This is a genomic window from uncultured Pigmentiphaga sp. (assembly GCF_937950555.1).
Lineage (GTDB): Bacteria > Pseudomonadota > Gammaproteobacteria > Burkholderiales > Burkholderiaceae_B > Pigmentiphaga.
Genome location: NZ_CALFCW010000019.1, coordinates 109851 through 133660, shown reverse-complemented (window position 1 = coordinate 133660; position 23810 = coordinate 109851). Strand labels below are relative to the sequence as shown.

General features: G+C 63.5%; 22 protein-coding genes. 15 read left to right on the top strand and 7 right to left on the bottom strand.

Annotated elements, in window-relative coordinates; genetic code table 11:
• Window positions 1-176 precede the first annotated feature (176 nt).
• Window positions 177-383 carry a cold-shock protein gene (locus tag Q0319_RS03855; RefSeq protein ID WP_296470304.1) on the top strand — a complete coding sequence of 69 codons (207 nt, stop codon included), beginning with the start codon at window positions 177-179 and terminating at the stop codon, window positions 381-383.
• Window positions 384-557: 174 nt separating this feature from the next.
• Here the strand turns inward: Q0319_RS03855 and Q0319_RS03850 are convergent, their stop codons facing one another.
• Window positions 558-1562, bottom strand: coding sequence for a D-2-hydroxyacid dehydrogenase family protein (locus tag Q0319_RS03850; RefSeq protein ID WP_296470300.1), 1005 nt, complete (start codon window positions 1560-1562; stop codon window positions 558-560).
• A gap of 207 nt (window positions 1563-1769) precedes the next feature.
• Here Q0319_RS03850 and Q0319_RS03845 point away from each other — a divergent pair, with 207 nt between their 5' ends.
• From Q0319_RS03845 to Q0319_RS03815, 7 genes are all read left to right on the top strand, one after another.
• Entirely contained in the window at window positions 1770-3638 is a 1869-nt protein-coding gene (locus Q0319_RS03845; RefSeq protein ID WP_296470297.1) for a phosphoenolpyruvate carboxykinase (GTP), read from the top strand.
• Between the two features lie 219 nt (window positions 3639-3857).
• Complete coding sequence (locus Q0319_RS03840; RefSeq protein WP_299451041.1) at window positions 3858-4331, top strand: fasciclin domain-containing protein; 474 nt, start codon at window positions 3858-3860, stop codon at window positions 4329-4331.
• A 329-nt stretch (window positions 4332-4660) separates the two neighbouring features.
• Window positions 4661-5122 carry a MarR family transcriptional regulator gene (locus tag Q0319_RS03835; protein ID WP_299451038.1) on the top strand — a complete coding sequence of 154 codons (462 nt, stop codon included), beginning with the start codon at window positions 4661-4663 and terminating at the stop codon, window positions 5120-5122.
• A gap of 1311 nt (window positions 5123-6433) precedes the next feature.
• Complete coding sequence (gene mnmG / locus Q0319_RS03830; protein ID WP_299451157.1) at window positions 6434-8371, top strand: tRNA uridine-5-carboxymethylaminomethyl(34) synthesis enzyme MnmG; 1938 nt, start codon at window positions 6434-6436, stop codon at window positions 8369-8371.
• On the top strand, window positions 8368-9087 hold the full coding sequence (gene rsmG, locus Q0319_RS03825) for a 16S rRNA (guanine(527)-N(7))-methyltransferase RsmG (protein WP_299451035.1): 720 nt from the start codon (window positions 8368-8370) through the stop codon (window positions 9085-9087). The genes mnmG and rsmG overlap by 4 nt, the downstream gene beginning before the upstream one ends.
• Before the next feature lie 55 nt (window positions 9088-9142).
• Complete coding sequence (locus tag Q0319_RS03820) at window positions 9143-10024, top strand: AAA family ATPase (RefSeq protein ID WP_299451032.1); 882 nt, start codon at window positions 9143-9145, stop codon at window positions 10022-10024.
• A gap of 21 nt (window positions 10025-10045) precedes the next feature.
• A complete protein-coding gene (locus tag Q0319_RS03815; RefSeq protein WP_296470977.1) occupies window positions 10046-10978 on the top strand; it encodes a ParB/RepB/Spo0J family partition protein in 933 nt (310 codons plus the stop codon).
• Window positions 10979-10987: 9 nt separating this feature from the next.
• Here Q0319_RS03815 and Q0319_RS03810 read toward each other — a convergent pair whose 3' ends face one another.
• Genes Q0319_RS03810 through Q0319_RS03800 form a run of 3 tightly spaced genes read right to left on the bottom strand, consistent with a single transcriptional unit; the run spans window position 10988 to window position 13910 of the window.
• Complete coding sequence (locus tag Q0319_RS03810; protein ID WP_299451027.1) at window positions 10988-12070, bottom strand: CobW family GTP-binding protein; 1083 nt, start codon at window positions 12068-12070, stop codon at window positions 10988-10990.
• A gap of 16 nt (window positions 12071-12086) precedes the next feature.
• On the bottom strand, window positions 12087-12887 hold the full coding sequence (locus tag Q0319_RS03805; protein ID WP_296469181.1) for an IclR family transcriptional regulator: 801 nt from the start codon (window positions 12885-12887) through the stop codon (window positions 12087-12089).
• Window positions 12888-12938: 51 nt separating this feature from the next.
• Window positions 12939-13910, bottom strand: coding sequence for a tripartite tricarboxylate transporter substrate binding protein (locus tag Q0319_RS03800; protein WP_296469179.1), 972 nt, complete (start codon window positions 13908-13910; stop codon window positions 12939-12941).
• 142 nt (window positions 13911-14052) lie between these two features.
• On the opposite strand from Q0319_RS03800, the gene Q0319_RS03795 reads away from it, so the two are divergent.
• The 3 genes from Q0319_RS03795 (at window position 14053) to Q0319_RS03785 (ending at window position 17665) form a co-directional block, all read left to right on the top strand.
• Window positions 14053-15351 (top strand): Rieske 2Fe-2S domain-containing protein, encoded by a 1299-nt coding sequence (locus Q0319_RS03795; RefSeq protein ID WP_296469177.1) that lies wholly within the window; start codon window positions 14053-14055, stop codon window positions 15349-15351.
• A 4-nt stretch (window positions 15352-15355) separates the two neighbouring features.
• On the top strand, window positions 15356-16465 hold the full coding sequence (locus Q0319_RS03790) for a zinc-binding dehydrogenase (RefSeq protein ID WP_296469175.1): 1110 nt from the start codon (window positions 15356-15358) through the stop codon (window positions 16463-16465).
• A 150-nt stretch (window positions 16466-16615) separates the two neighbouring features.
• Window positions 16616-17665, top strand: a complete 1050-nt coding sequence (locus Q0319_RS03785; RefSeq protein ID WP_296469173.1) for an NADP(H)-dependent aldo-keto reductase — start codon at window positions 16616-16618, stop codon at window positions 17663-17665.
• Window positions 17666-17758: 93 nt separating this feature from the next.
• On the opposite strand, the gene Q0319_RS03780 is transcribed toward Q0319_RS03785, so the two are convergent.
• The 3 genes from Q0319_RS03780 to Q0319_RS03770 form a co-directional block, all read right to left on the bottom strand.
• Entirely contained in the window at window positions 17759-18751 is a 993-nt protein-coding gene (locus Q0319_RS03780; protein ID WP_296469172.1) for an ABC transporter substrate-binding protein, read from the bottom strand.
• 32 nt (window positions 18752-18783) lie between these two features.
• Window positions 18784-19758: a tripartite tricarboxylate transporter substrate binding protein gene (locus tag Q0319_RS03775; protein WP_296469170.1), complete on the bottom strand. Its 975-nt coding sequence runs from the start codon at window positions 19756-19758 to the stop codon at window positions 18784-18786.
• 320 nt (window positions 19759-20078) lie between these two features.
• Window positions 20079-21002 (bottom strand): LysR family transcriptional regulator, encoded by a 924-nt coding sequence (locus Q0319_RS03770; protein WP_299451020.1) that lies wholly within the window; start codon window positions 21000-21002, stop codon window positions 20079-20081.
• Between the two features lie 257 nt (window positions 21003-21259).
• Between Q0319_RS03770 and Q0319_RS03765 the strand changes: the two genes are divergently transcribed.
• The 4 genes from Q0319_RS03765 to Q0319_RS03750 all read left to right on the top strand — a co-directional run bounded on the left by Q0319_RS03765 (window position 21260) and on the right by Q0319_RS03750 (window position 23795).
• A complete protein-coding gene (locus Q0319_RS03765) occupies window positions 21260-21865 on the top strand; it encodes an ATP synthase subunit I (RefSeq protein ID WP_296468204.1) in 606 nt (201 codons plus the stop codon).
• A gap of 79 nt (window positions 21866-21944) precedes the next feature.
• Window positions 21945-22811, top strand: a complete 867-nt coding sequence (atpB, locus tag Q0319_RS03760) for a F0F1 ATP synthase subunit A (RefSeq protein ID WP_296468206.1) — start codon at window positions 21945-21947, stop codon at window positions 22809-22811.
• A 188-nt stretch (window positions 22812-22999) separates the two neighbouring features.
• Window positions 23000-23242, top strand: coding sequence for a F0F1 ATP synthase subunit C (atpE, locus tag Q0319_RS03755; RefSeq protein ID WP_087782618.1), 243 nt, complete (start codon window positions 23000-23002; stop codon window positions 23240-23242).
• Between the two features lie 82 nt (window positions 23243-23324).
• Window positions 23325-23795 carry a F0F1 ATP synthase subunit B gene (locus Q0319_RS03750; protein WP_296468213.1) on the top strand — a complete coding sequence of 157 codons (471 nt, stop codon included), beginning with the start codon at window positions 23325-23327 and terminating at the stop codon, window positions 23793-23795.
• Window positions 23796-23810: the final 15 nt, after the last annotated feature.

Below are 23810 nucleotides of genomic sequence, written 5' to 3'. Positions count from 1 at the left end.
CCCGCTAAAGTTATTGATTCAGGTTCAGCGGCCGGGTATGCTGCCATTCGCAGTTGAATTCAAGCAGCACGCAAGTCCCGTCTGCCATTTGCGGATGTCCGCCATTACCGCATTTCAGTTCGTGTCGGCGTTCTTGGTTCATTGCATTGTTTATTGAGATTTAGAGGACGCCGGATATGGCACAGAAGGGCAAGGTCAAATGGTTTAACGCGGACAAGGGATACGGCTTCATCACGCCGGATTCCGGAGGTCCGGACGTGTTCGCTCACTTTTCCGCCATCGTTGGCCGCGGCTATCGCAGCCTGACCGAAGGCCAGGAAGTCGAGTACGAAGTGAAAGACGGTCCCAAGGGCCCGCAGGCCGCGGACATCAAGCCGCTGTAAGCACGACGATCGCTATCGCGCGGCGCAGGCGCGTCGCGTTTTTTCTTCCCCGCCGCGTGGCGGGGCAGTTTTTCTTCTTCTCCGGCTTGGCGCACACCCAGCGCATCGGCCGCATTCCACAGGCAGTGGGCCTGCTGGCGCACTCCTGGCAGGCAGGCGTTGCTCGCCCCACCCTTACTGCTTTGCCAAGGCTTCCTCGTTCACGATATTTTTCGGCGTGCCTGCCACCCAGGCCACGATGTTCTCGAACGCCGCCCGGAAATAGAGCTCGTAGCTATCGGCCTCCACGAAACCGATGTGGGGCGTGCAGATCACGTTCTCCATGCGCAGCAGCGGGTGGCCTTGGAGAATGGGTTCCGACTCGAACACGTCGACGGCTGCCATGCCAGGACGACCGCGATTGAGCGCAAGTACGAGCGCGTCAGATTCGATCAATTCCGCGCGCGAGGTGTTGACCAACAAGGCTTCGGGCCCCATGCGCTGGAGATCCGCCAGGGTCACGATGCCGCGGGTTTCTTCGGTCAGCTTCAGCAGCAGGCAGAGTACGTCGCTGTTTTCGAACAGCGCCTCCTTGCTCGGCGCCGTCTCGATGCCGTCGGCGCGCGCGCGTTCCAGCGTGGATTCCCGGCCCCAGGCCGTGACGGACATGCCGAAGGCCTTGCCGTAGTTCGCGACCAGCTTGCCGATCTTGCCGTAGCCGAACAGGCCCAGCCTGCGGCCGTGGAGACGGCGTCCCAGTCCGAAATTGGGAGGCATGGAGGAGGCCTTCATGCCCGATTGCTGCCATGCGCCATGCTTGAGGTGCGCGGCGTATTGAGGAATGCGCCGCATCGCGGCCATAATGAGCGCCCATGTCAACTCGGCCGGCGCGATCGGCGAGCCGACTCCCTGGGCGACGGCGATCCCGCGCTCCGTACAGGCGGCCACGTCGATGTGCGACCCGACCCGGCCCGTCTGCGAGATGAGCTTCAAGTTGGGGAGCTTGTCGAGCAGCGCCCGGGTAATCGGCGTGCGTTCGCGGATCAACACCAGCGCTTCCGTGTCTCGCAGCCGAACGGCCAATTGGCCTAATCCCTTGACCGTATTGTTATAAACCTTGACTTCGTGGCCTTCTAACAAATTGAAGCAATCGAGCTTGCGTACTGCGTCTTGGTAGTCGTCGAGAATCGTGATGCGCATGGGCTTTCCTTCGATCAGACGCGATCGTAGTCCAGTTGGTCTCGAATGCGTGAGCAGCCAACGGTAACCATCCCTTTCGAGCCGGAAAGGCTTGGAAGGAGGTGCCGGGGTATATTAAGTTAACCGATCCGTCTCTATCGCAGCCGGATCTTTATTTTTCATAACTACTAGCAGGCGCTTCGAAAAGCGTCGAGGAGAATGTCACCCATGAACGCCGTGGCCAAAACAGCGGGATCTCAACATAATCTTGCGACGCTCAATGCACCCGAGTGGGTCCGTCATGAGCGCCTCAAAGCTTGGGTGGCCGAGATTGCCGCGCTGACGCAGCCCGACCGCATCGAATGGTGCGACGGCTCGCAGGAGGAGTACGACCGGCTCTGCGAACAAATGGTGCAAGCCGGCACGCTACGCCGGCTCAATCCCGCCAAACGCCCCAATTCGTACCTTGCGTGGTCTGATCCTTCCGACGTGGCGCGCGTCGAAGACCGGACCTTCATCTGCTCGGAACGCAAGGAAGACGCCGGTCCGACGAACAACTGGGTCGATCCCAAAGAGATGCGGGCCACGCTCAACGGCCTGTTCCAGGGGTGCATGCGCGGCCGCACGATGTACGTCATCCCGTTCTCGATGGGGCCGCTCGGGTCGCCCATCGCGCAGCTTGGCGTCGAGCTCAGCGATTCCCCCTACGTCGTTTGCAACATGCGCATCATGACGCGCATGGGCCGGAAGGTTTACGACGTCATGGGCACCGACGGTGAATTCGTGCCCTGCGTGCATTCGGTGGGCAAGCCGCTCGCGGATGGAGAGGCCGACGTTCCCTGGCCTTGCAATGAGACCAAGTACATCGTGCACTACCCCGAAACGCGCGAAATCTGGTCCTTTGGTTCGGGCTACGGCGGCAACGCGCTATTGGGCAAGAAGTGCCTGGCGCTGCGCATCGCCTCGAAAATGGGCCGCGACCAGGGCTGGCTGGCCGAGCACATGCTGATCCTGGGCGTGACGTCGCCCGAAGGCAAGAAGATGCACGTTGCCGCGGCCTTCCCCTCTGCGTGCGGCAAGACCAACTTCGCGATGCTCATTCCGCCGGCTTCCATGCCGGGCTGGAAGGTCTCGACCATCGGCGATGACATCGCGTGGATCAAGCCCGGCCCCGACGGCAAGCTGCGCGCCATCAATCCCGAAGCAGGCTATTTCGGCGTTGCGCCCGGCACCAACGAGAAGACCAACTACAACTGCATGGCCACCTTGCGCGAGAACGTGATCTTCACCAATGTCGCGCTCACCGACGACGGCGACGTGTGGTGGGAAGGCATGAGTGAGCCGCCTGCGCACTGCATCGACTGGCAAGGCCAGGACTGGACGCCCGAGATCGGCAAGGCCACCGGCCGCAAGGCAGCGCATCCGAATGCCCGCTTCACCGTCGCCGCGGACCAGAACCCGGCCATCGATCCGGATTGGGACAACCCCGCTGGCGTGACCATCGACGCCTTCGTGTTCGGCGGCCGTCGCTCGACCACCGTCCCGCTCGTCACCGAAGCACGCAACTGGGTCGAAGGCGTGTACATGGCGGCGACCATGGGTTCGGAAACGACCGCCGCCGCCACCGGCAAGCAAGGCGTCGTCCGGCGCGATCCGTTCGCCATGTTGCCCTTCTGCGGCTACAACATGAGCGAGTACTTCAATCATTGGCTCGAGCTGGGCGCCAAGTTGCAGGCGGCCGGTGTGGTACTGCCGCGCATCTTCTGCGTGAACTGGTTCCGCACCGACGAAAACGGCAAGTTCGTCTGGCCGGGGTTCGGCGAGAACATGCGTGTGCTCAAGTGGATGCTCGAGCGCATCGAGGGCAAGGCGCAGGGCGTGGATCACGTGTTCGGCGTGTCGCCTTCGTATGAAGACCTGACTTGGGACGGCCTCGACTTCAGCCGCGAGCAATTCCACAAGATCACCGCCATCGACAAGGAGGCGTGGCAGGAGGAGTTCCGGCTGCACGATGAACTCTTCGATCTGCTCAAGCACGGCCTGCCTGCGCAGCTGCTGGAGGTGCGGAAGAAGCTTGCGGAGCGCTTGCACGCCTGAGGGCGCCTTTCGCTCCGTTCCTACCCGGGCCCGCGTCGAGACGCGGGCTTTTTTCATCGGGCGCGGAGCTCGAGCGCCCGGGCATCCCTGTTGCGCCCCCTTTCGAAGCGACGGCCCTGGTTACAGTGTACCGGGCCACCATAATCATTCATGGCTGAACCCATACCGGGGTTTGGGCCGTTCGTTTTCAAGGAGACGATTATCGCTTGGGAGAATCGCATGCAACTCATGCAGGGGGCACGAAACGCGATATTGCTGATGGCTCTGGCCGTTGCTGGTGCGATGCCGGTCCATGCCCGAAACATCATCGATACCGCCGCGACGGCGGGCACCTTTAGCTCATGGTTGAACGCAGTACGGGAGGCGGGTCTGGAACAGGCGTTGAAAGAGCAGGGACCCTACACCGTATTTGCTCCGTCGGACGAAGCTTTCGCCAAATTGCCTGCCGCGCAGCGCGATGCCTTGAAGGACAAGGAAACCCTGGTGAAAGTCGTCAAGCTGCACATGGCGGCCGGGAAAATCCTGCTCAAGGAAGCAAAAGAAGGGACGCAAATCAAGACGGAAGCGGGCGAGATCCTCACTATCCATAGAAAGAACCGGGCAGTGCTGCTTAATGAGGCGGAAGTGCTGGAGCCCGACGTCGAAGTGGATAACGGCGTCATCAACGTCCTTGACTCAGTGCTGTTTCCCTAAGGGCAGCCATTAGGCGGCCTTGGCAACCGGGGATGAAGCACGCCCATATGCATGATAAAATCATGGAAATGGGGCGCCTGGTAGCGCTTGGGATGACGTCGGAGTAGGCAATATACCCCCTATGCTGGGGATTGCGCAGGCGTGCGATCGTCGTTCAGACTGAATATGTTGAGGGGGAGCGACGACGCGGCGCCGTACTCACCCGCTCCCGCATTGCGTCTCTGCCCGTTCTGTCATACGAGGATTCGTTGATCATCCCAGATGAATCGGGGCCGCCTGAGCCTCAGCCTGGAGAGCCGGCGCCGCCGGGTTCCCTCCACCAAGGAGCTTTGCTTGCTCCCAAAGTTGCGATGTTGAGCAAGGCACTGATGAGGGCGGCCGTCTACGAAGCGCGAGGCCGTTTCGGTCTCTCCCAGGTAGAGTGGCAGGTGGTCTCGCTGCTGCATGGCCTGGAGCCGATTTCCATTCGCGAACTGGCCTATGCAGCGTTTGTCGATGCGGCGCAGGTAAGTCGGGCAGTAAGTGCGCTCGGCAAGCGTGGATTGGTGGAAAGGCGCCGGTCGCTGCGGGACAGCCGGGAGGCTGAGTTGCGTTTGACGCCAGCTGGCTCGGCCATTGCGGAGGCGCTCAGGGCAACGTCGGAAGAACGAAACGTTCGTATGCTGCAGGGACTGGCGCCGCATGAGGTCGCGCAGCTCTACGAACTCCTCGACCTGTTGATCGCACGGGCGCGGCGGGAAGAAGGGCGGGGAAGGGACGAACCTCCGGGAGCGATGAGGCCCGACGCATAACGCCAGTCGGCGATGTTTCACGTGAAACATGAGCCCGGAGTTCAGTGGTGTCTGGGCTCGTCTCGGCGGATCGCCGGGGTTCGTGTTGGCAGGGTGTGCCGGTCGTCCTTTAATTCAAGATTGCGCCTGCGGATGAATCTTGCGTGGTGGATAGTCTGCGAACCGGCTTGCGACGCGAAGACGCGTCATTCCTATAGTGGTGTTGGGCAGGGGTTTGTAGGCGCGGTCTTGAAGTCGCTGGCGTAATCCACCGTCCGGGAGTGCCCACCGGGAAGGCCAGGCAGCAGATGGGCGGCCGAAAAACAATCATCGCTTCAGCATCCGTGCTCGGTACTTCTTCACCAGGCGCGCGATGGTGTGTCCCCAAGCCTTGGCGTAAGACCAGTCGCCGCCACGGCATTGCGGCGTAGGTGGCAATGCTCCGGACTGGCCGGGAGGACGGCGAGGAGGAGAATGCCGGGGTTCTCCGGAGAGGCCAACGCATCTGTCGCGGGAAGGGAGAGGGGGGAAGGCGGCGTCCATAGATGGTCCCGCGACGTTTGATCACCTCAAGGTAAATGCCTAGATGGGCCGGGGGGGCTGAGCGGTGGCGAGATCCTGGTGGGTGAATGCTCCATGCCGGTGAAGCAGCACGAGGCTTCCCTGTGCATCGCGCGCCAAAGAAATGGATGAACGCACCGGCCTCGCTTGGTGCCTGGCCTTGGGCTGCGGGTGCCTCTCGGGCATGACTTGGCTTGGCAGGGGGGCGGGAGAGGAATGCTGGCATGTTTCCAGCTGGATGGACAGAGGGGGTGGCGTGGCCTAGGGTCGGTCGATCGGCGGCCTGGGTCGTTTCCGTGGCGAGATCACGAAGCGCGGGCGAGAAGTGGGGCGCAGGCGCATTCGTGGGCAAGCGCGCCCTGTTCGTAGGAGTCTCGAGGGAAACGCGTTGGAGTGGGGCGTTCCGAGCTGCAAGCATCCGGGTTTCGCTTCTGGAATAGGGTGTGGCGGGAGGCCGCGGACCGGCCGGGGTAGGGCCGAACTTGGTCGGGGAAAAGAAAACCTGATCGGGTGGTGAAAGGTAGATCCGGTGTGCGCCAGGCGGCGCAGTAGAGTGCCCGCCGCGCACGCCATACGGCGGCATCGAGCGATGCCGAGTGGCCGCCACACCACTGTTTCACGTGAAACAGTGCCCTAGGGACAATGGTGGCTCGCTTTGCAAGGTAGGGGGTCCTATAATCATGAGTGGTCGCCCCCCGCGACGCGCTCAGTCTTCGCCGCTTGCCCGTAGCGGCCGATCCGGAATCGTCCGGCATCCCTCTGGACCTCACCATGCTGTATCCGACCGAATTTGATGTCATCGTCGTAGGCGGTGGCCACGCAGGCACTGAAGCCGCCCTTGCTTCTGCTCGATCGGGCTGCAAGACGCTGCTGCTTACACATAACATCGAGACCTTGGGCCAAATGTCATGCAATCCCTCGATTGGGGGGATCGGCAAGGGACATTTGGTGAAAGAAGTGGATGCGCTGGGCGGGGCCATGGCCTTGGCCACGGACGAGGCAGGCATTCAATTCCGCATCTTGAATGCGTCGAAGGGCCCGGCCGTCCGGGCCACTCGTGCCCAAGCGGACCGCGTCCTGTATCGGCAGGCGATTCGCCGGCGACTCGAAAACCAGCCGAATCTCTGGCTGTTCCAGCAAGCCGTCGACGACTTGATTTTGGAGGGCGATCGGGTCGTGGGTGCCGTGACCCAGATCGGCATCCGGTTTCGCGCTCGCGCCGTCGTCCTGACGGCTGGCACCTTCCTCAATGGCCGGGTGCACGTTGGTCTTGAGAATTACTCTGCGGGGCGGGCAGGCGATCCGCCCGCCATATCGTTGGCCAAGCGCCTGCAGGAACTGAAGCTAGGGCAGGGACGGCTGAAAACCGGTACGCCCCCGCGCATAGACGGCCGGACCATCGACTTCAGCGTGTTGGAGGAGCAGCCCGGGGACCTGGATCCGGTGCCGGTGTTCTCGTACATGGGGCACGCCAGCATGCATCCGAAGCAGCTTCCGTGCTGGATTACCCATACCAACGAACGCACGCACGAGATCATACGCGGCGGCCTGGATCGTTCGCCCATGTACACGGGGGTGATCGAAGGGGTTGGCCCGCGTTATTGCCCGTCCATCGAGGACAAAATCCACCGATTTGCGGACAAGACTTCGCACCAAGTGTTCTTGGAGCCCGAAGGCCTCACCACCAACGAGTTTTATCCGAACGGGGTCTCGACCAGTCTTCCCTTCGACGTCCAGCTCGAGCTCATCCACTCCTTGCCGGGGCTGGAAAATGCGCACATCCTGCGCCCGGGCTACGCCATTGAATACGACTATTTCGATCCGCGCGGGTTGAAATCCTCGCTCGAGACGCGCGCGATCTCCGGCCTGTTCTTTGCCGGCCAGATCAACGGTACGACGGGCTACGAAGAGGCTGCCGCGCAAGGCCTGCTCGCCGGCATCAACGCGGCATTGAAGGTCAAGGGAGAAGAGCCCTGGGTGCCTAGGCGGGATGAGGCTTACCTCGGCGTGCTCGTGGACGACCTCGTCACTCGGGGCGTAACCGAGCCTTACCGCATGTTCACCTCACGTGCCGAGTACCGCCTGAGCTTGCGCGAGGATAACGCCGATTGGCGCCTGACCGAGACCGGCCGCCGGCTGGGCTTGGTCGACGATGCGCGCTGGGACGCGTTCAACCGCAAGCGCGATGCGGTTGCGAGCGAGATCGAGCGCCTGCGGTCGACCTGGGTGAATCCGAAAATCTTCCCCGCAGCGACGGCCGAGGCACTGCTCGGCAAGGCGATTGAGCGTGAGTACTCACTCTTCGACTTGCTCAAGCGTCCTAACGTTTCCTATGATGCGTTGATGCGAGCGAAGAATGCCGACGATGAATTGCTGGCCGGGCCGGGCGTGACCGATAAGGTCATTGCCGAGCAGGTGGAAATCCAGGTCAAGTACGCCGGCTACATCGCACGCCAGCAAGCAGAGGTCGAAAAGCAAGCCGTGCATGAGAACCAGCGCATTCCGGAAGACATCGACTACGATTCGGTGCGCAGCCTCTCGTTCGAGGTTCGGCAAAAGCTCAAGGCCCACCGGCCGGCAACCATCGGCCAGGCTGCCCGCATCTCAGGCGTCACGCCTGCCGCCATTTCCCTATTGCTGATCCATTTGAAGCGCCGCCAATACGGGCGGATTCCCTCGGACACTGTGAATGCGGATCGGGCGGCATGAACGCAAGCCAGAAACCCACCCGCCCCCAGGAACCCTTCAATGGCGCTGTTTTTGCCGCCCAGCTCGAAGCAGACTGCGCCACGTTGCGCTTTCCGCTGGATCATCGGCGCATTGACCTGCTCCTGAATTACCTCGCGCAGATGGCGCGCTGGAACGCCACCTACAACCTGACGGCCATACGCGATCCCGAGCAGATGCTTTTGCATCACATAACAGATAGCTTGGCCGTGGTTCCGGAGCTAGCGTTCCGTCTCTGCGGGCAGGATGCACGCATCATGGACGTCGGCTCAGGCGGCGGGTTGCCCGGCGTCGTCCTGGCCATTTGCCGGCCGGAATGGCAGGTGTGCTGCGTCGACGCGGTGGAAAAAAAGACGGCCTTCGTGACTCACGTGGCGGGCATGCTGGGCATTCCCAATCTGAGTGCCCGGCACGCCCGGGTGGAAGAGCTCCAGCCTGCCGGCAACGACATCGTCATTTCGCGCGCATTCGCCTCGCTGCAGGATTTCGCCGCGCTGGCCGGGCGGCACGTCAAGCCAGGGGGACGGCTGGTCGCCATGAAAGGTCATCCGCCCGAAGACGAAATGCAATCCGTGAAAGAGCAGGGCGTCTGGCGCGTGGAAGCCGTCACGCCGCTGCAGGTGCCGAGATTGTCGGCGCGCCGGTGTTTGGTATGGATGAACCGCATCGCAGACGATGCGTCGCCCAGCGGCGACTAACCGGCGCGAGGCGTCCGAGAGACGAATTCAACACCCATCATCAGGCAGTCATTCGATGTCTTCCCATTCCACCATGGTCAACCAGGCAGCCCAGGCAGATGAACGATCCGACGAACTGGCCGCCATTTCCGGCGAGGAGTCCCTGGCCGCCAAGAGTCGTCGGGCGACTGCCCGCATTTTCTGCATCGCGAACCAGAAAGGGGGCGTGGGAAAAACGACGACTGCCGTCAATCTGGCAGCCGGGCTCGCGGCCCAGAAGCAGCGCGTGCTGCTGGTCGACCTCGATCCCCAGGGCAACGCCACCATGGGCAGCGGCATCGACAAGCATGACTTGCAGGCCACGCTTTATGAGGTGCTGATCGGCGAGGCGGGCATCGTCGAGGCGACCAAGGCATCGGAAAGTGGGGGCTACGATGTATTGCCTTCCAATCGCGAACTCGCGGGCGCCGAAATCGACCTAGTGGAGCTCGAAGAGCGCGAACGCCAGCTTAAGAACGCGTTGGCGGCGGTTTCTGGTCGCTACGATTTCGTGCTCATCGACTGCCCGCCGACCCTCTCACTGTTGACCTTGAACGGGCTGGCCGCGGCCCATGGCGTCATCATCCCGATGCAATGCGAATATTTCGCGCTCGAAGGGCTGTCGGATCTCGTCAATACCATCAAGCGCGTGCACGCCAACCTCAATCCGGATTTGCGCGTGATCGGTTTGTTGCGGGTCATGTTCGATCCCCGGGTTACCTTGCAGCAGCAGGTGTCGGCGCAGCTGGAAAGTCACTTCGGCGACAAAGTCTTCAAAAGCATCATCCCACGCAACGTGAGGCTGGCCGAAGCGCCGAGCTATGGCATGCCTGGCGTGGTATTCGATCCCGGGTCCAAGGGAGCGCAGGCCTATTTGGCGTTCGGGGCGGAAATGATTGAGCGGATGAAAACGCTGTAGCGTCGGGAAAACATCATGGAAATGAAAGCAGGAAAGGGCGTCAAGAAGCCCAAGGGACTCGGCCGTGGCCTGGATGCGCTGCTGGGCGCCGATATTCCGGCAGTCAGCACGCTGGGCGACAAACCGTCCAAGGACGGCGCATCGAAGGACGGCCCGCCGACCAAATTGCCCGTCTCCCGGCTGCAGGCAGGCAAATATCAGCCGCGTTCGCGCATGGACGAGGGAGCGCTGGCAGAGCTGGCCGAATCGATCCGGACCCAGGGGGTGATGCAGCCCATCCTGGTCCGTGCGATCGAAGGCGAACGCTACGAAATCATCGCTGGCGAGCGTCGCTTCCGGGCGGCCCAGCTGGCGGGGCTGACCGAGGTGCCGGTGTTGGTGCGCGAGGTCAGCGACGAAAACGCGGCCGTGATGGCCCTGATCGAGAACATCCAGCGCGAGGACTTGAATCCGCTGGAGGAAGCGCAGGGAGTACAGCGCCTGATCGGCGAGTTCGGCATGACACACGAGCAGGCCGCGCAGGCCATCGGCCGCTCCCGCTCGGCGACCAGCAACCTCTTGCGCCTGTTGAACCTCGCCGGCCCCGTGCAGACCATGCTGTTGGCGGGCGACCTCGACATGGGCCATGCCCGGGCGCTACTTGCAGTGGACGCAGCGACCCAGATCCAGCTTGCCACCCAGATCGTCGCCAAGCGCTTGTCAGTGCGCGAGGCGGAGAAGCTGGTTGCCCAGACCCTGCAGGAGTCCGCCCGCAGGTCCAGCCGCAAGGCAACCGAGAAATCCCGCGACGTGCTCCGCCTGGAAGAGGCTTTGTCCGATCGCCTCGGTACGCAGGTCGTCTTCAAGATCGGCGCCAAGGAACGTGGCCAGATCATCATCGATTTCCACGGCTGGGACCACCTGAATTCGCTGCTCGAGAAGCAGGGGCTGGCGGACGTGCTCGAGAACAACTAGGGGCCGGGCCTAGCCGCTCGATGCGGCGGGGCGGTTAAAGGCCGCGGCGACGCGCTGGGCATCGGCATGCAGCGCGATGACGGTGAGTCCGGGCTGCGCCGGTGCCGTCGACGCCGGATCGTGCGGCGATACGTCGAAACGCCGGGCATCAGGCGCGTACTGGACGACGTAGCGCCGGCCGTCACCGAGTACGACGGCTCCCTTCACGCGCAGCAGGTCGTCCCCCAGTGCGGCGGCTAATCCGTGTAGACGGATCAATAGCCAGTCGCGCGCAACCGGCTGTCCCAAGGGAATGAAGCAGGCCTGCGCCGCGTGATGGTGGTCATGCGGGCCATCGTGGTCGTGGTGGTGATCGTGGGAGTGGGGGCTCTGGTCGGCCTGGCCGCGCCCGTGCCCTGCATGCTGCGCCGGCTTCCCAGCGACTGGCGAGGCACCGGGTCCGGACGACGCCGTTTCTCCCGTTTGTACTTGGCCGGTATCCGCCGCCCGCAATACGGCCTCAAAGGGCAGGTCCGCGTGATTGGAAACCAGGACTGCGGCGTGCGGGTTCAGCTCGGCGAAGCGGGCGCGCAGCGCCTGCTCCTCGTCGTCGGCAGCGTCGCGGGTCTTGGTCAGGATCAGCACCCCCGCGGCGCGAACCTGGGCTTGCGCTTCGGGATGGCGATCGATGACCGCAGCACCGCCCGGGGCGCCGGCGACCGCGATGACGGGTGCCAGGCGATAGCGCTCCCGCAGCAGGGGATGGTCGTCGAACGCCCGGATCACCGGCGCAGGGTCGGCCAGGCCCGTGGTCTCCACCGCGACCGCCGGGAACGGCGGAATGCGGCGTTGTAGCCGTGCCCAGAACAAATCTTCCAGTGCCTGCTCCAGGCCGGGCAGGCCGGTGCAGCAGACGCAGGCGCCGGAAACCAGCGAGGCTTGGTCGGTGACGCCCAGCAGTGCCCCGTCCAGCCCGACTTCGCCCAGCTCATTGACGATGACGGCCGCTCCGTGCAGTGCGGGTTGGCCGAGCCACGCGCCGAGCAGCGTGGTCTTGCCGCTGCCGAGGAAGCCGGTGAGCAAGTAGACGGGAATGCGCGTGCGGGGAGGCATGGCCGTGGCACCAGGTTCAGGCTTGGTGGCCCAGGCGGGCCGAGACGGCGTCCGCAATTTGCACCACGGGGGCGATGAAACCCCGGATAGCCTTCTTGCTCAGCCGCTGGATCGGCCCCGCGATGCCAATGGCCGCGATCACCTGCCCGCTGTGGTCGCGGACGGGTGCGGCGATGCCTCGCATGCCCACTTCGCTTTCCTCGTCATCCACGGCATACCCGTCGCGGCGCACCTGTTCCAGGATCTTGCGCAATTCCGCCGGGTCGGTCTGGGTATGGGGCGTGCGCGCCACCAAGCCGTCCTTGAGGACGCGCGCCAAGACATCCGGCCCTTGGAAGGCCAGCAGCGCGCGGCCTTCGCTGGTGCAGAAAGCCGGCTTGCGTGCGCCGACATACGAACGCATGCGTATCGCTTGGTGGCTTTCCAGGTTGAACAGGTAAATGATGTTGCTCTGTTCCAGGGTCGCCAGGTGCACGGTTTCGCCCGTGGTTTCGCGCAGCTCGTGAAGGTACGGAAGGGCCTGGGTAGAGATGTCCATGCGCCGCCGCACCAGTGCGCCGAGTGCGAAGAGACCCAGTCCGAGCCGGTAGCGGCCGCTTTCCGGATTCTGTTCGAGCAGGCCTTCGGCAGTCAGCGTGCTCACCAAGCGATGAACCGTGCTCTTGGCCAGTCCCAGCCGCTTCGCGAGCGTGCTGATGCCGATTTCCACTTCCGTTTCGGAAAACGCCTTGAGAACCCGTATCGCCGAAGCGACTGAAGAAAGTCTTCCTTCGGTGCCGCCTTGAGAGTCTTGCATGAGTAACGAAGAAGGTTGCACGAATCCTCCTTTATACCCGAGCGGGATCTCGGGCGGCAGCGTGCGCGTGAGTTACTTCTTGTCCGAGGTTTGCTTGATGTACGGGCTCCAGTGCGCGATTTGGTCCACGACGAATTTATTGAATGTCGCGGCATCCCAGTCGAAGGTTTCCATGGTCTGGCTACGCAGTTCTTTTTGTCCTTCCGGGGACTGCAGTGCCTGCCGCACGGCGCGGTTGAGTTTTTCGACCAGCTGCGCATCCATCCCTGCCGGGCCCGACAGCGAGAACCACGTGGTCCCGGTGAGCTGCGGATAACCGAGCTCCTTGAACGTCGGTACATCGGGGAAATCCGGCAGGCGCTGCGCGGACGTCACGGCCAATGGGCGCAGCTTGCCAGCCTTGATGTTGCCGGCCGCGGTGGTGAGGGTGATGAAGGCGGCCGGCACTTGGTTGGCCGCGACGTCCGCGACTGCCGGGCCCGCGCCCTTGTAGCTGATGTGCACCAGGTTCAGGTTGGTGACCTGGCGGAAGGCCTCGCCGATGAGCGCGCCGTGGGTGCCTTGGCCCGGAGACGCCCAGCTCAGGCCCTCGGGAAGCGAGCGGACATGCTTGATGAATCCGTCCACGTCTTGGATGGGCTGGGCGACGTTGACCGTGAGCACGGTGGGAGGGCCGCCCAACAGCGCAATGTGGGTGAAATCCTTGACCGGATCGAAGTTCGTCACATTCGTCAGGGGCGCGACGACGTGTGACCCGATGCCGGACACCACGAGGGTGTACCCGTCCGGCTCGGCCCGCGCCACCATTTGCGACCCGATGACGCCGCCCGCGCCGCCGCGGTTTTCGACCACGAAGCTCTGTTTGAACGTTTCGGCAAGATGGCGCGAGATCAGCCGGCCCAGGGTATCGGCGCTGCCGCCGGGGGCGTAAGGCACCACGATCTTGACGGGACGGTTGGGCCAATCGTTTTGCGCACAGGCGGGCGCGATGACGCCCATGGCCAGGGTTGCGCAGAGCACGTGCGTAAGGGATCGGATCCTCATTGAAGTGTCTCCTTGGGGTGGGTGCGTTGGCCTGGCGACAGCGCAGGCCGAATTGACATGTTGTTGGAGCGAATGATACCTTTGTTTCCTATCAAGGAACAACGTTCTTTTATACGGAACAACCCGCAATGAGGGGACTCAAATGCTGAAAAAAGAACAGAACGATTTGCTCACCCAAACGGGGCCCGGAACCCCCTTGGGCGAATTGTTCCGCCGTTATTGGCTGCCCGTGCTGCTGAGCCGTGAATTGCCCGAGCCGGGCTGTCCGCCGGTTCGCGTGAAGCTGCTGTCGGAGCGACTGCTCGCCATCCGCGACGAGGAAGGCAACGTCGGCCTGATCGATGAATTCTGTGCCCACCGCGGCGTTTCGCTGTGGTTCGGGCGCTACGACGAGAAAGGGCAGGGCGGGGGCATTCGCTGCCCCTACCACGGCTGGAAGTACGCCGCGGACGGCAGCTGCCTCGATGTCCCTTCGGAGCCGGAGGAGAGCGATTTCCGCCACCGCATCAAGCTCAAGGCGTATCCGCTGGTCGAGCGCGGCGGCATCTACTGGACATATATGGGTCCCCCGGAATTCCAGCCTCCTCTGCCCGAATACGAGTTCGCGATGGTTCCGCCGGAGCATCGTTTCGTCTCCAAGCGCCTCCAGGAAAACAACTGGCTGCAGGCGCTCGAAGGCGGCATCGACTCGAGCCACGTCTCTTGGTTGCACCGCGACAGCCTCAAGTCCGATCCGCTGTTCAAGGGTGCCGCCGGCAACCAGTACAACCTCAAGGACCTGAAGCCGGTATTCGAAGTGGTGGACACCGATACCGGCCTGCTCGTCGGCGTGCGCCGCAATGCGGACGACGATACTTATTACTGGCGCATCACCCCGTGGCTCATGCCGTGCTTCACCATGGTCCCGCCGCGCGGCGACCACCCGGTGCACGGCCACTTCTGGGTGCCCATTGATGACGAGAACTGCTGGGCCTGGAGCTTCGACTACCATGCCGCCCGCCCGCTCACCGAAGCGGAGGTCAAGGCCATGGAAGATGGCAAGGGCATCCATGTGCGCTACGTACCAGGCACGTTCCGCCCCCTGCAGAACAAGGACAACGATTACCTCATGGACCGGGCCGCGCAGAAGGCAGGCAAGACCTTCAGCGGGGTGGAGGGGATCGGCATGCAAGACGCCTCGCTGCAGGAAAGCATGGGGCCCATCCAGGACCGCACCAAGGAGCACCTGACGTCCACCGACATGGGCATCGTCAAGATGCGGCGTGCGCTGCTGAAAGCGGTCAAGGCCTTGGCGGAAGAGGGCGTACCTCCTCCGGGGACGCATCCCTCTGCGCATCATGTGCGTTCGGCTGCCGTCATCCTGCCGCGCGACAAGCCCTTCAAGGAAGCTGCTGCCGATGCGCTGAAAGTGCAGCCCGGCAAACCCCACGCTTCGGTGTAAGGCCATGGAGCACACCGTACGCGCCGCGGTGGCGGTCGAGGCCGGCAAGACCGAGTTGCGTGAACTGGCGGCTCCGCCCACGACGGAAACGAGCGGCCTGCTCAAGGTCGCCGTCACCGGCGTGTGCGGCAGCGACTGGCCTTACTACCAGCAGCTCCCCGCCAGCCGGGGGCCGTTGGTGCTGGGTCACGAAACCGTGGGCTATGTGGCCGAGCTGGGCGACATCGCGCGCGCGAAGTGGGGCGTGCGCGAGGGCGACCTGGTGGCCCTCGAGGAGTACCTGCCCTGCGGTCACTGCGAATTCTGCCGTAGCGGTGAGTTCCGGCTGTGCGATGCGACCGACTGGCGTTTGGGAGGCTTGCGTTATGGCGCGACTGGCTTGTCGGTTGCGCCGGGCCTGTGGGGCGGTTTCAGCCAGTACCAATTCCTGCATTTGAATACGGTGTTTCATCGCGTGCCCGCGGGCGTGTCGCCGCGCCACGCGGCGCTCGCGCTGCCGCTCGCCAATGGGATCGAGTGGACTTATCTGCAGGGCAAGGCCGGGCCCGGCCAGACCGTCGTCATCCAGGGGCCCGGACAGCAGGGGCTGTCATGCGTGGTGGCGGCGCGCGAAGCCGGGGCCGAGTGCATCATCGTGACCGGGTTGTCGAATGAAACCGACAAGCGCCGGCTTGCGCTCGCGCGCGAACTCGGGGCGCACCACACCATCGACATCGAATCGCAGGATCTGCTCGAGACGGTTGCCGACCTCACTGGCGGACACATGGCCGATCTGGTGATCGACTGTGCGGCCGGCGGCACGGAATCCGTGGGCACCGCGGTCCAGCTCGCCCGCAAGCGCGGGCGCGTCATCCTGGGTGGGCAGAAGCGTCGCCGCATTCCCGAGTTCGACAGCGACCGCATCATCGCCCGATTCCTGACCGTCAAGGGCATGCGCGGCCATAGCTATGAGTCGGTGGAGCTTGCGCTCCAGCTCATCGCGGGCAATCGCCACGGCGTCACGAAAATGAGCACGCACAGTTTCGGCCTGGAAGACACCGACCTGGCACTGCGCAGCCTGGCAGGGCAGGGTGTGGACGGCGCGATCCACATGACCATCGATCCCTGGGCCTGAACTGTCGCGCTCCGGCGCGACGGGTAGCGCAGCGGGCGTTTCCGTCAAGGCTCGCCCGTGCGCCCGGCCCGCGCTTGCTCTAGGCCTGCCCTCGCGAACGCGCTTGAAGTAAGCTTGGGCCCAGGCACTGTTCGCACTCGGAGTAGAGACGTGGAATACCGGAAACTTGGCCGTACCGATCTCGAGGTCAGCGTGATCGGTTTGGGAACCATGACTTGGGGGGAGCAAAACAGCGAGGCCGAGGCGCACGAGCAGCTGGACTATGCGTTGGCCCAGGGCGTCAACCTCGTGGATACCGCCGAAATGTATCCTGTGCCGCCCAAGCCCGAGACCCAGGGCCTCACGGAGACCTACATCGGCACCTGGCTTGCCAAGACCGGCCGTCGCAGCGAGATCATCCTGACCAGCAAGGTGATCGGGCCCATGCGCGATGCCAAGCGGCCCGGCCACATCCGCGACGGCAAGACCTACCTGGACCGCAAGAACCTCACCGCTGCGCTCGACGCCAGCCTCAAGCGGCTGCAGACCGACTACATCGACCTTTACCAACTGCACTGGCCCGACCGCACCACCGCGACCTTCGGCAAGCTCGCTTATCCCTGGGTGAAGGACGACTACACGGTGCCGATCGAAGAAACGCTATCGGTACTCCAGGATTTCGTGCGGGCAGGGAAAGTGCGGCACATCGGCGTCTCGAACGAAACGCCGTGGGGCGTGGCGCAGTACCTCAAGCTCTCCGAGACCAAAGGCCTGCCGCGCATCGCGTCGATCCAAAACGCGTATAGCCTGCTCAACCGCGTGTTCGAGATCGGGTTGTCGGAATTCACGCATTGGGAAGACGTGAGCCTGCTGGCCTATTCGCCACTGGCCATGGGCGTGCTGACGGGCAAGTACCTCGACGGGGCGCGGCCCGAGGGCGCGCGGCTGACGCGCTTCACGCGCTTTACCCGCTATGAAGGGCCCGAGGCCGAGTCGGCTGCCCGGCAATACGTGCAGCTGGCGCGCGAACACGGCCTGTCGCCGGCACAGATGGCCCTGGCATGGGTGAATAGCCGGCCCTTCGTCGCCAGCAACCTCATCGGCGCAACGACGATGGAACAGCTCAAGGAAAACATCGCCAGCGCGCAGGTGCAGCTCTCGCCCGAGGTCCTCGAGGGCATCGAGCGCATTCACCGCAGCCAGCCGAATCCCTGCCCCTGAAGGCGCTCACGGCCCCGGCTGCCGCATGCCGCGGCGAGGGGCCTGGCACATATGCGGCGCCCCGGGGGGCGCCGCGATGCGTTGTAAGCCTGCTCAGATCTTGAAGGCTTCGAAGGTTTCGGGCGCGAACAGGTCTTCGGGCTTGAGCAGGGTCTTCGACAAACCGCTTTCGTGGTGATAACGCAGGAAGGTTTCCAGCGTCTTGCGGTTGTTCTCGAACCCGTAGGCCCAGAAGTCTTCGCCCATTTCCTCGACCACTTTCTCCATGTTGCCCAGGAGCCACGGGTGCATGATCTTGAGCGCCGCGGTTTCTTTCAGGTTTTGGTAGGCGATCTGCTGTGCCTGCACGAAGGCCTTGTACAGGGATTGCGCCACCCAGCGGTTGGCCTCGTAGACTTCGCGGCGGATGACCACCGTGTGCATGATGGGGAAGATGCCGGTCTGGCGGAAGTATTCGCGTTCCACCGCCTCGAAGTCGGGGAACAGGCGCTTGACCTTGCCCTTGCCGGTCAGGAAGGTGGACGGCATGCGCGCGGTGTGCAGCGCGTCGATCTCGCCGTCGAGCAGCATTTGCGACAGCGTCTGCGTGGGCCCGATCTGCTCGATCTTGATGTTCGGGGGCAGGTCCAGCTTGAGTTTCTCAGGGCGCCCGGGCTCTTCTTCGCCGCCCGTGACGTAGGTCACGCTGTCGACCGGCACGCCGTAGTGCTCGGCGAGGATGCCGCGGATCCACACCGGGGCGGTCATCTGGTACTCCGGCGTCCCGATGCGCTTGCCGATCAGATCCTTGGGCTCGCGAATGCCGGCGTCCGCATTGACGTAGATGCAGGAGTGGCGGAAGAAGCGAGACGGGAACACCGGAATGGCGATGAACGGCTTCTCCGGCTTGAACAACGACACCGTATACGACGACAGCGACATTTCGGCCACGTCGAACTCGCGGTGGCGGAGCATGCGGAAGAAGGTTTCTTCCACCGGCATGTTCAGGTAGTTCAGGTCGATCCCGTCGGGAACGACGGTGCCGTCCATCAGTGCGCGGGTACGGTCGTAGTCCCAGCAGCCAAGCGAAAGTCTCAGTTTGGACATGGTTTTTCTCGATGCAATGACGGTGGAGGAAATCATTCGATGCGGATGCCGGCCTTCTTGATGACGGCTCCGTAGCGTTCGATGTCGGTGCGGATTTTTTCGGCGAACTGCCCGGGCGTGCCGCCCACCGGCGTCAGGAAACTCGTGCCGAGGGACGTTTGCACTTCGGGCTTTTTCAAAATGGCGTTGACCGCGGCGTTTAGCTTGTCGACGATCTCGCGCGGCGTGCCTGCGGGAGCCAGCATGCCATACCAGATGTCGATGTTGAAGCCGGGGAATCCTTGCTCGGCGCCGGTGGGCAGGTCCGGGGCAAAGGGTGTGCGCTGGTCTGCCGCGACGGCATAGACGCGCATGCGGCCGTCCTTGACGTAGCCCGCGATGTTGGTGAGCGTGATGAAGATCAGGTCCACTTGGCCGCCCAGGACGTTGGGCACGGAGTCCGAGCAGCCCTTGTATGGCACGTGGGTGATGTCCACGCTCGCCTGCTGCTTGAACATCTCTCCGGCCAGGTGCAGCGCCGAACCGGTGTCGCAACCGGCGTACGAAAGCTTGCCCGGATTGCGCTTGGCGTATTCCACCAGGTCTTTCAGCGACGCCGGCCCGAGGTCCGCCCGGGCGCCCAACACGGCGGGCGTCGTCCCGATCTGCACGACCGGCGCGAAGCTCTTGATGGCATCGAACGGCAGCTTGGGCATCAACGTATGGTTGATGGTCATCGTATTGGGAATGATGGCGAGGGTATAGCCGTCGGCCGGCGCTTTCGCGAGCTGGTCGAGCCCGATGTTGCCGCCCGCGCCCGGCTTGTTCTCCACCACGAAGGTTTGGCCCAGTTCGCTGCGCAGATGCGTCGCGATCAGGCGCGCCGCGGTGTCCACGCCGCCGCCGGCGGTAACCGGGACGATGACGCGTACGGGCTTGGCAGGATAGTTGTCCGCCATCGCGGCAGGCGAGGCGGCGGCCACGGCCAGGGAAAATGCGGCAAACAAGGCGCGTGCCGGTAGGGGCATGAGTTATCTCCTTCGTACTTCGTGATGCTTGAGGAAACGCCCGTGCCAGGGCTTGGAGGCGCGGGACGTTCGCGCCCCGGCGCGCTGGGCCGCATCTGATGCCGGTTCCGGCGCCGGGTGCTGCGACCCGGCGAAGCAGGCGGCCATGGAGGCCCCGCGTGCGGCGCTGGGGAGATTCTAAGGCGGCAAAGGGTGCTCAGGCCCCGCAAAGGCCATGATTAATAATGATCGCAGCCATCACTGAACGATATTGCCAAGGCGCCGGGCGTGCCGGCCGCGGGCGGGGCGTGGCAGGGGCGGCTTCAAGGGGAAGCGCTGCGCTACGGCTTCGCTCCCGGATGCCGTCCCTCAGCCTCGGCAGGCGTTGCGGACAATCCCCGTACGTGCTTGCGCAATACCTCCACGAATAGCGACGATGCCGTGCCGAGCGGGCGGCGGGGGTGGGTGACGCAGACGATCTGGCGCGTCATGGCGGGGGCCTCGATGGTGCGTATGCGAAGCGAGGCGCGCCGGGCGTGGCGGCGCACCACCGACAGAGGAAGAATGGCGTATAGGCCGGCGTCCTCGACCAGGTTGAGCATCGCCGTCATCGAGTAGATTTCGAACACGGGCTTGAATACGACGTCCTCCTGGCGTGCATAGTCTTCCAAGATTTCGCGCAGGTTGTGTTCGCGCGGCGTGAACACCAGCGGCAGGGACGCCGCAGCCGATAGCGGCATGGAGGCGGGCACGGTGTCGTCGTCCGGCCCCGCCAGCACGAGCTCTTCGTCGATGATGGGCGCGACGCTCAGCGAGAAGTGCCGGCGCGGTTTGTCCACGATGGCGGCGTCGATCTTGCCGGCCGCGACCCAATCGAAGAGCGGGCCGTTGGTGACCGTGACGTTGACCTTCGGGTAGGTGCGCGAGAATTCGATGAGCGCGTCACTGAGCACGCTTTCGGCGAGCGAGGAAATCATTCCGACCACCACCTCGCCCCCGACCTCGCCCTTGCGCAATGTCATCTGTTCGCGCGCGTGGGTCAGGTCCCGCAGGATGGGCAGGTACAGCTGGTACATGCGCCGCCCCGCGTCGGTGGGTTCCATGCCGCGGGCGCTGCGGACGAACAGTTTCTGCCCGAGTTCTTCTTCCAGCTTGACGATTTGCGCGCTGAGCGCAGGCTGCACCACGTTCATGCGGCGCGCCGCGCCGGTGACGGTGCCTTCCTCGAACAGGCAGATGAAGTACTGGATCTGGCGGAGTTCCAACTCGACCTTCTTTGCCTCGACGGCATAAGGCCCGGCAGGGGATGGGCCGGGGATGAGCCCGATTTTATCGGCATGGCGGGCGGCCCGCCGGCCAAGCTGGGGCCGGCGCCGCCGTCCCGCGGCGAAGGGCTGGCGGGCGACGCGGATGCGCCACGCATCCGGCGCACCGCGCCTACTGGTTTGCCTGAAGGGGGTAAACCCGCTATACTCGTATGGTTTGTCGGAAAGCAGGTCTTTGAGAGGGTGCCCATCGTCCGATGAAAAAAATCGAAGACGATCCGCGCCCCTTCGATGCTCGCACAAACGCTCGAGGAGGGAGGCAGCGGCAGGGGCATCGCCCGGCCCGGGTTGCTCCGCCTTGCGGCGTAGAGAACTCGAGGCAGGCCGACGAGCCCGATCTGTGGGGCTGGGAGGCCAGGGACGCCGAGCGCCTGCGGTCCAACGAACCGGTCGAGCCGATTCGGCTGACCGAGGCAGAAAGGATAGCGTTGCGTCAGCAGGCCGTGCGGGGCTTGCTGCATGCGATAATTGTTCAGGTTGCCGTCAGCTTGGTGGTTGCCGTGCTGGCTTACGCGGTGTCAGGGAGCGCTGCGGGAGGGTCGGCACTGGCTGGCGCCGCGGCATACGCCATTCCCAACGCCTTGTTCGCATTCACGCTGGTTTCGAGTGTGCACAAGCCGGGGGGAGCAAACCCCGCAACGTTTTTCTTCGGCGAGTTCTTCAAGATCGCCATCGCCGCCGTGTTCATCGTCGCGGTTGCGAAGTTCGGTCGCGAATGGCTCGTCTGGCCCGCCTTCCTGGCGGGTTTGGTGTGTGCGCTCAAAAGCCAGTGGCTGGCATTGGCTTTCGGCAAGAAGAATTGACGATGACGGCGCGGGCGGGACACCCCGGCCGGCATCATGAGTATTTCAAAAATCAGGTCGTAGGATAGAACCCCCCGATATGGCTTCCACCACAGCGCCGACCGCGTCCGAGTACATCGTCCACCACCTGGGACACCTGAACAACACCGGACAGAAGCAAACCCTCATTGCCGATTTCTCGGTCGTCAACTTCGACACGCTCTTCTGGTCCATCTCCATGGGCCTGCTGGCCGTGTTCCTGATGTGGCTGGGCGCCCGTCGCGCCACTTCGGGCGTGCCCGGCAAGATGCAGGCGTTCGTCGAAATCTTGGTGGAAATGGTGGACGAGCAGGCCAAGAGCATCGTCCACAACGCTACTTCCCGCCAGTTCGTCGCGCCGCTCGCGCTCACGGTGTTCATGTGGATCATCTTCATGAACGCCCTCGACCTGCTGCCGGTGGACCTGCCGCACTACCTGTTCGGCCTGCTCGGGCTCGATCACGTCATCCACTACCACCGCATCGTGCCGACGGCCGACCTGAACGCCACGATCGGCATGTCGCTCGGCGTGCTGCTGCTGATGCTCTACTACGGCATCAAGATCAAGTCGCCCGGCGGCTTCGTCAAAGAACTGTTCACCGCGCCGTTCCACGCGCACGGCGTCGGTGCCATCATCCTGGCACCGTTCAATTTCCTGCTGAACCTCATCGAATACGCAGCCAAGACGGTTTCGCTCGGCATGCGGTTGTTCGGCAACATGTTCGCCGGCGAGCTGATCTTCATGCTCATCGCGCTGCTGGGCGGCGCCTGGGCCGGGTTCAACGCCACCAGCGTTTTCCTCGGCATCGGGCACGTCATCGCCGGATCGATCTGGGCCATCTTCCACATCCTGATCGTCGTGCTCCAGGCATTCATCTTCATGATGCTCACCCTGGTGTACGTGAGCCAGGCGCACGAAGGACATTGATCCGGAGCGTCCCCGGCCGGGGAGGAACGTGTTCCGCCGCGGCCCTGGGGGTGGAAGGGTGTAGCAAGCGTTTCAGGAATACCGGAGTGCGGCAGGTTCGCCGTGATCCAGTAGCAAGTTAGCAGTATCCGTCGTTCCAATCTTCAACATAATTAGTCGTTTTTCGATTCACATATCAAGGAGTTGTCATGACCAACGTCGCTCTCGTCGCTCTCGCTTGCGGTCTGATCATCGGTCTGGGTGCCATCGGCGCTTGCCTGGGAATCGCGATCGTCGGTGGCAAGTACATCGAGGCTTCGGCTCGTCAGCCTGAACTGATGAACCCCCTGCAAACCAAGCTGTTCCTGCTGGCCGGCCTGATCGACGCGGCCTTCCTGATCGGCGTTGGTATCGCCATGCTGTTCGCCTTCGCGAACCCGTTCGTCGGCTAAGACCTCTATTCGACATGACCGCTCCGTGACGCGGCCACCGCCTCCGTCACGGATGATGTTCTTTTCCGAATAAGGAAACACCGTGAATCTGAACGCGACACTCGTCTTCCAGATGCTCGTGTTCTTCATTCTGGCGTGGTTCACGATGAAGTTCGTGTGGCCGCCTCTGATGAAGTCCATCGAAGAGCGCCGTCTGAAGATCGCCGAAGGCCTTGCCTCGGCCGAGAAAGGCAAGACCGAGCTGCTGCAGGCCGAGGCCCGCATCAGTCAGATCGAAGCTGCCGCCAAGGCCGAGAACCAGGCCCGTCTGGCCCAAGCCGAAAAGCAGGCTGCCGCCCTGATCGAGCAAGCCCGCAAGGAGGCCGAAGCGGAACGCGCCCGTATTCTCGAGCAGGCTCGCCAGGAGGCCCAGCAGGAAGCCCAGCGCGCTCGCGAAAGCCTGCGCGATGCCGTGGCCGAGCTGGCCGTCAAGGGCGCCGAGGAAATCCTCAAGCGCGAAGTCAACGCCCAGGTGCATGCCGAACTGCTCGGCCAGCTCAAGGCGCAGTTGTAAATGAACCCGCGCGGG

Bases quoted from the DNA above. Each gene is read 5' to 3' on its own strand.
- Q0319_RS03855 (WP_296470304.1), top strand. From the start codon at position 177: ATGGCACAGAAGGGCAAGGTCAAATGGTTTAACGCGGACAAGGGATAC.
- Q0319_RS03850 (WP_296470300.1), bottom strand. From the start codon at position 1,562: ATGCGCATCACGATTCTCGACGACTACCAAGACGCAGTACGCAAGCTC.
- Q0319_RS03845 (WP_296470297.1), top strand. From the start codon at position 1,770: ATGAACGCCGTGGCCAAAACAGCGGGATCTCAACATAATCTTGCGACG.
- Q0319_RS03840 (WP_299451041.1), top strand. From the start codon at position 3,858: ATGCAACTCATGCAGGGGGCACGAAACGCGATATTGCTGATGGCTCTG.
- mnmG (WP_299451157.1), top strand. From the start codon at position 6,434: ATGCTGTATCCGACCGAATTTGATGTCATCGTCGTAGGCGGTGGCCAC.
- rsmG (WP_299451035.1), top strand. From the start codon at position 8,368: ATGAACGCAAGCCAGAAACCCACCCGCCCCCAGGAACCCTTCAATGGC.
- Q0319_RS03820 (WP_299451032.1), top strand. From the start codon at position 9,143: ATGTCTTCCCATTCCACCATGGTCAACCAGGCAGCCCAGGCAGATGAA.
- Q0319_RS03815 (WP_296470977.1), top strand. From the start codon at position 10,046: ATGAAAGCAGGAAAGGGCGTCAAGAAGCCCAAGGGACTCGGCCGTGGC.
- Q0319_RS03810 (WP_299451027.1), bottom strand. From the start codon at position 12,070: ATGCCTCCCCGCACGCGCATTCCCGTCTACTTGCTCACCGGCTTCCTC.
- Q0319_RS03800 (WP_296469179.1), bottom strand. From the start codon at position 13,910: ATGAGGATCCGATCCCTTACGCACGTGCTCTGCGCAACCCTGGCCATG.
- Q0319_RS03795 (WP_296469177.1), top strand. From the start codon at position 14,053: ATGCTGAAAAAAGAACAGAACGATTTGCTCACCCAAACGGGGCCCGGA.
- Q0319_RS03790 (WP_296469175.1), top strand. From the start codon at position 15,356: ATGGAGCACACCGTACGCGCCGCGGTGGCGGTCGAGGCCGGCAAGACC.
- Q0319_RS03780 (WP_296469172.1), bottom strand. From the start codon at position 18,751: ATGTCCAAACTGAGACTTTCGCTTGGCTGCTGGGACTACGACCGTACC.
- Q0319_RS03775 (WP_296469170.1), bottom strand. From the start codon at position 19,758: ATGCCCCTACCGGCACGCGCCTTGTTTGCCGCATTTTCCCTGGCCGTG.
- Q0319_RS03765 (WP_296468204.1), top strand. From the start codon at position 21,260: ATGAAAAAAATCGAAGACGATCCGCGCCCCTTCGATGCTCGCACAAAC.
- atpB (WP_296468206.1), top strand. From the start codon at position 21,945: ATGGCTTCCACCACAGCGCCGACCGCGTCCGAGTACATCGTCCACCAC.
- atpE (WP_087782618.1), top strand. From the start codon at position 23,000: ATGACCAACGTCGCTCTCGTCGCTCTCGCTTGCGGTCTGATCATCGGT.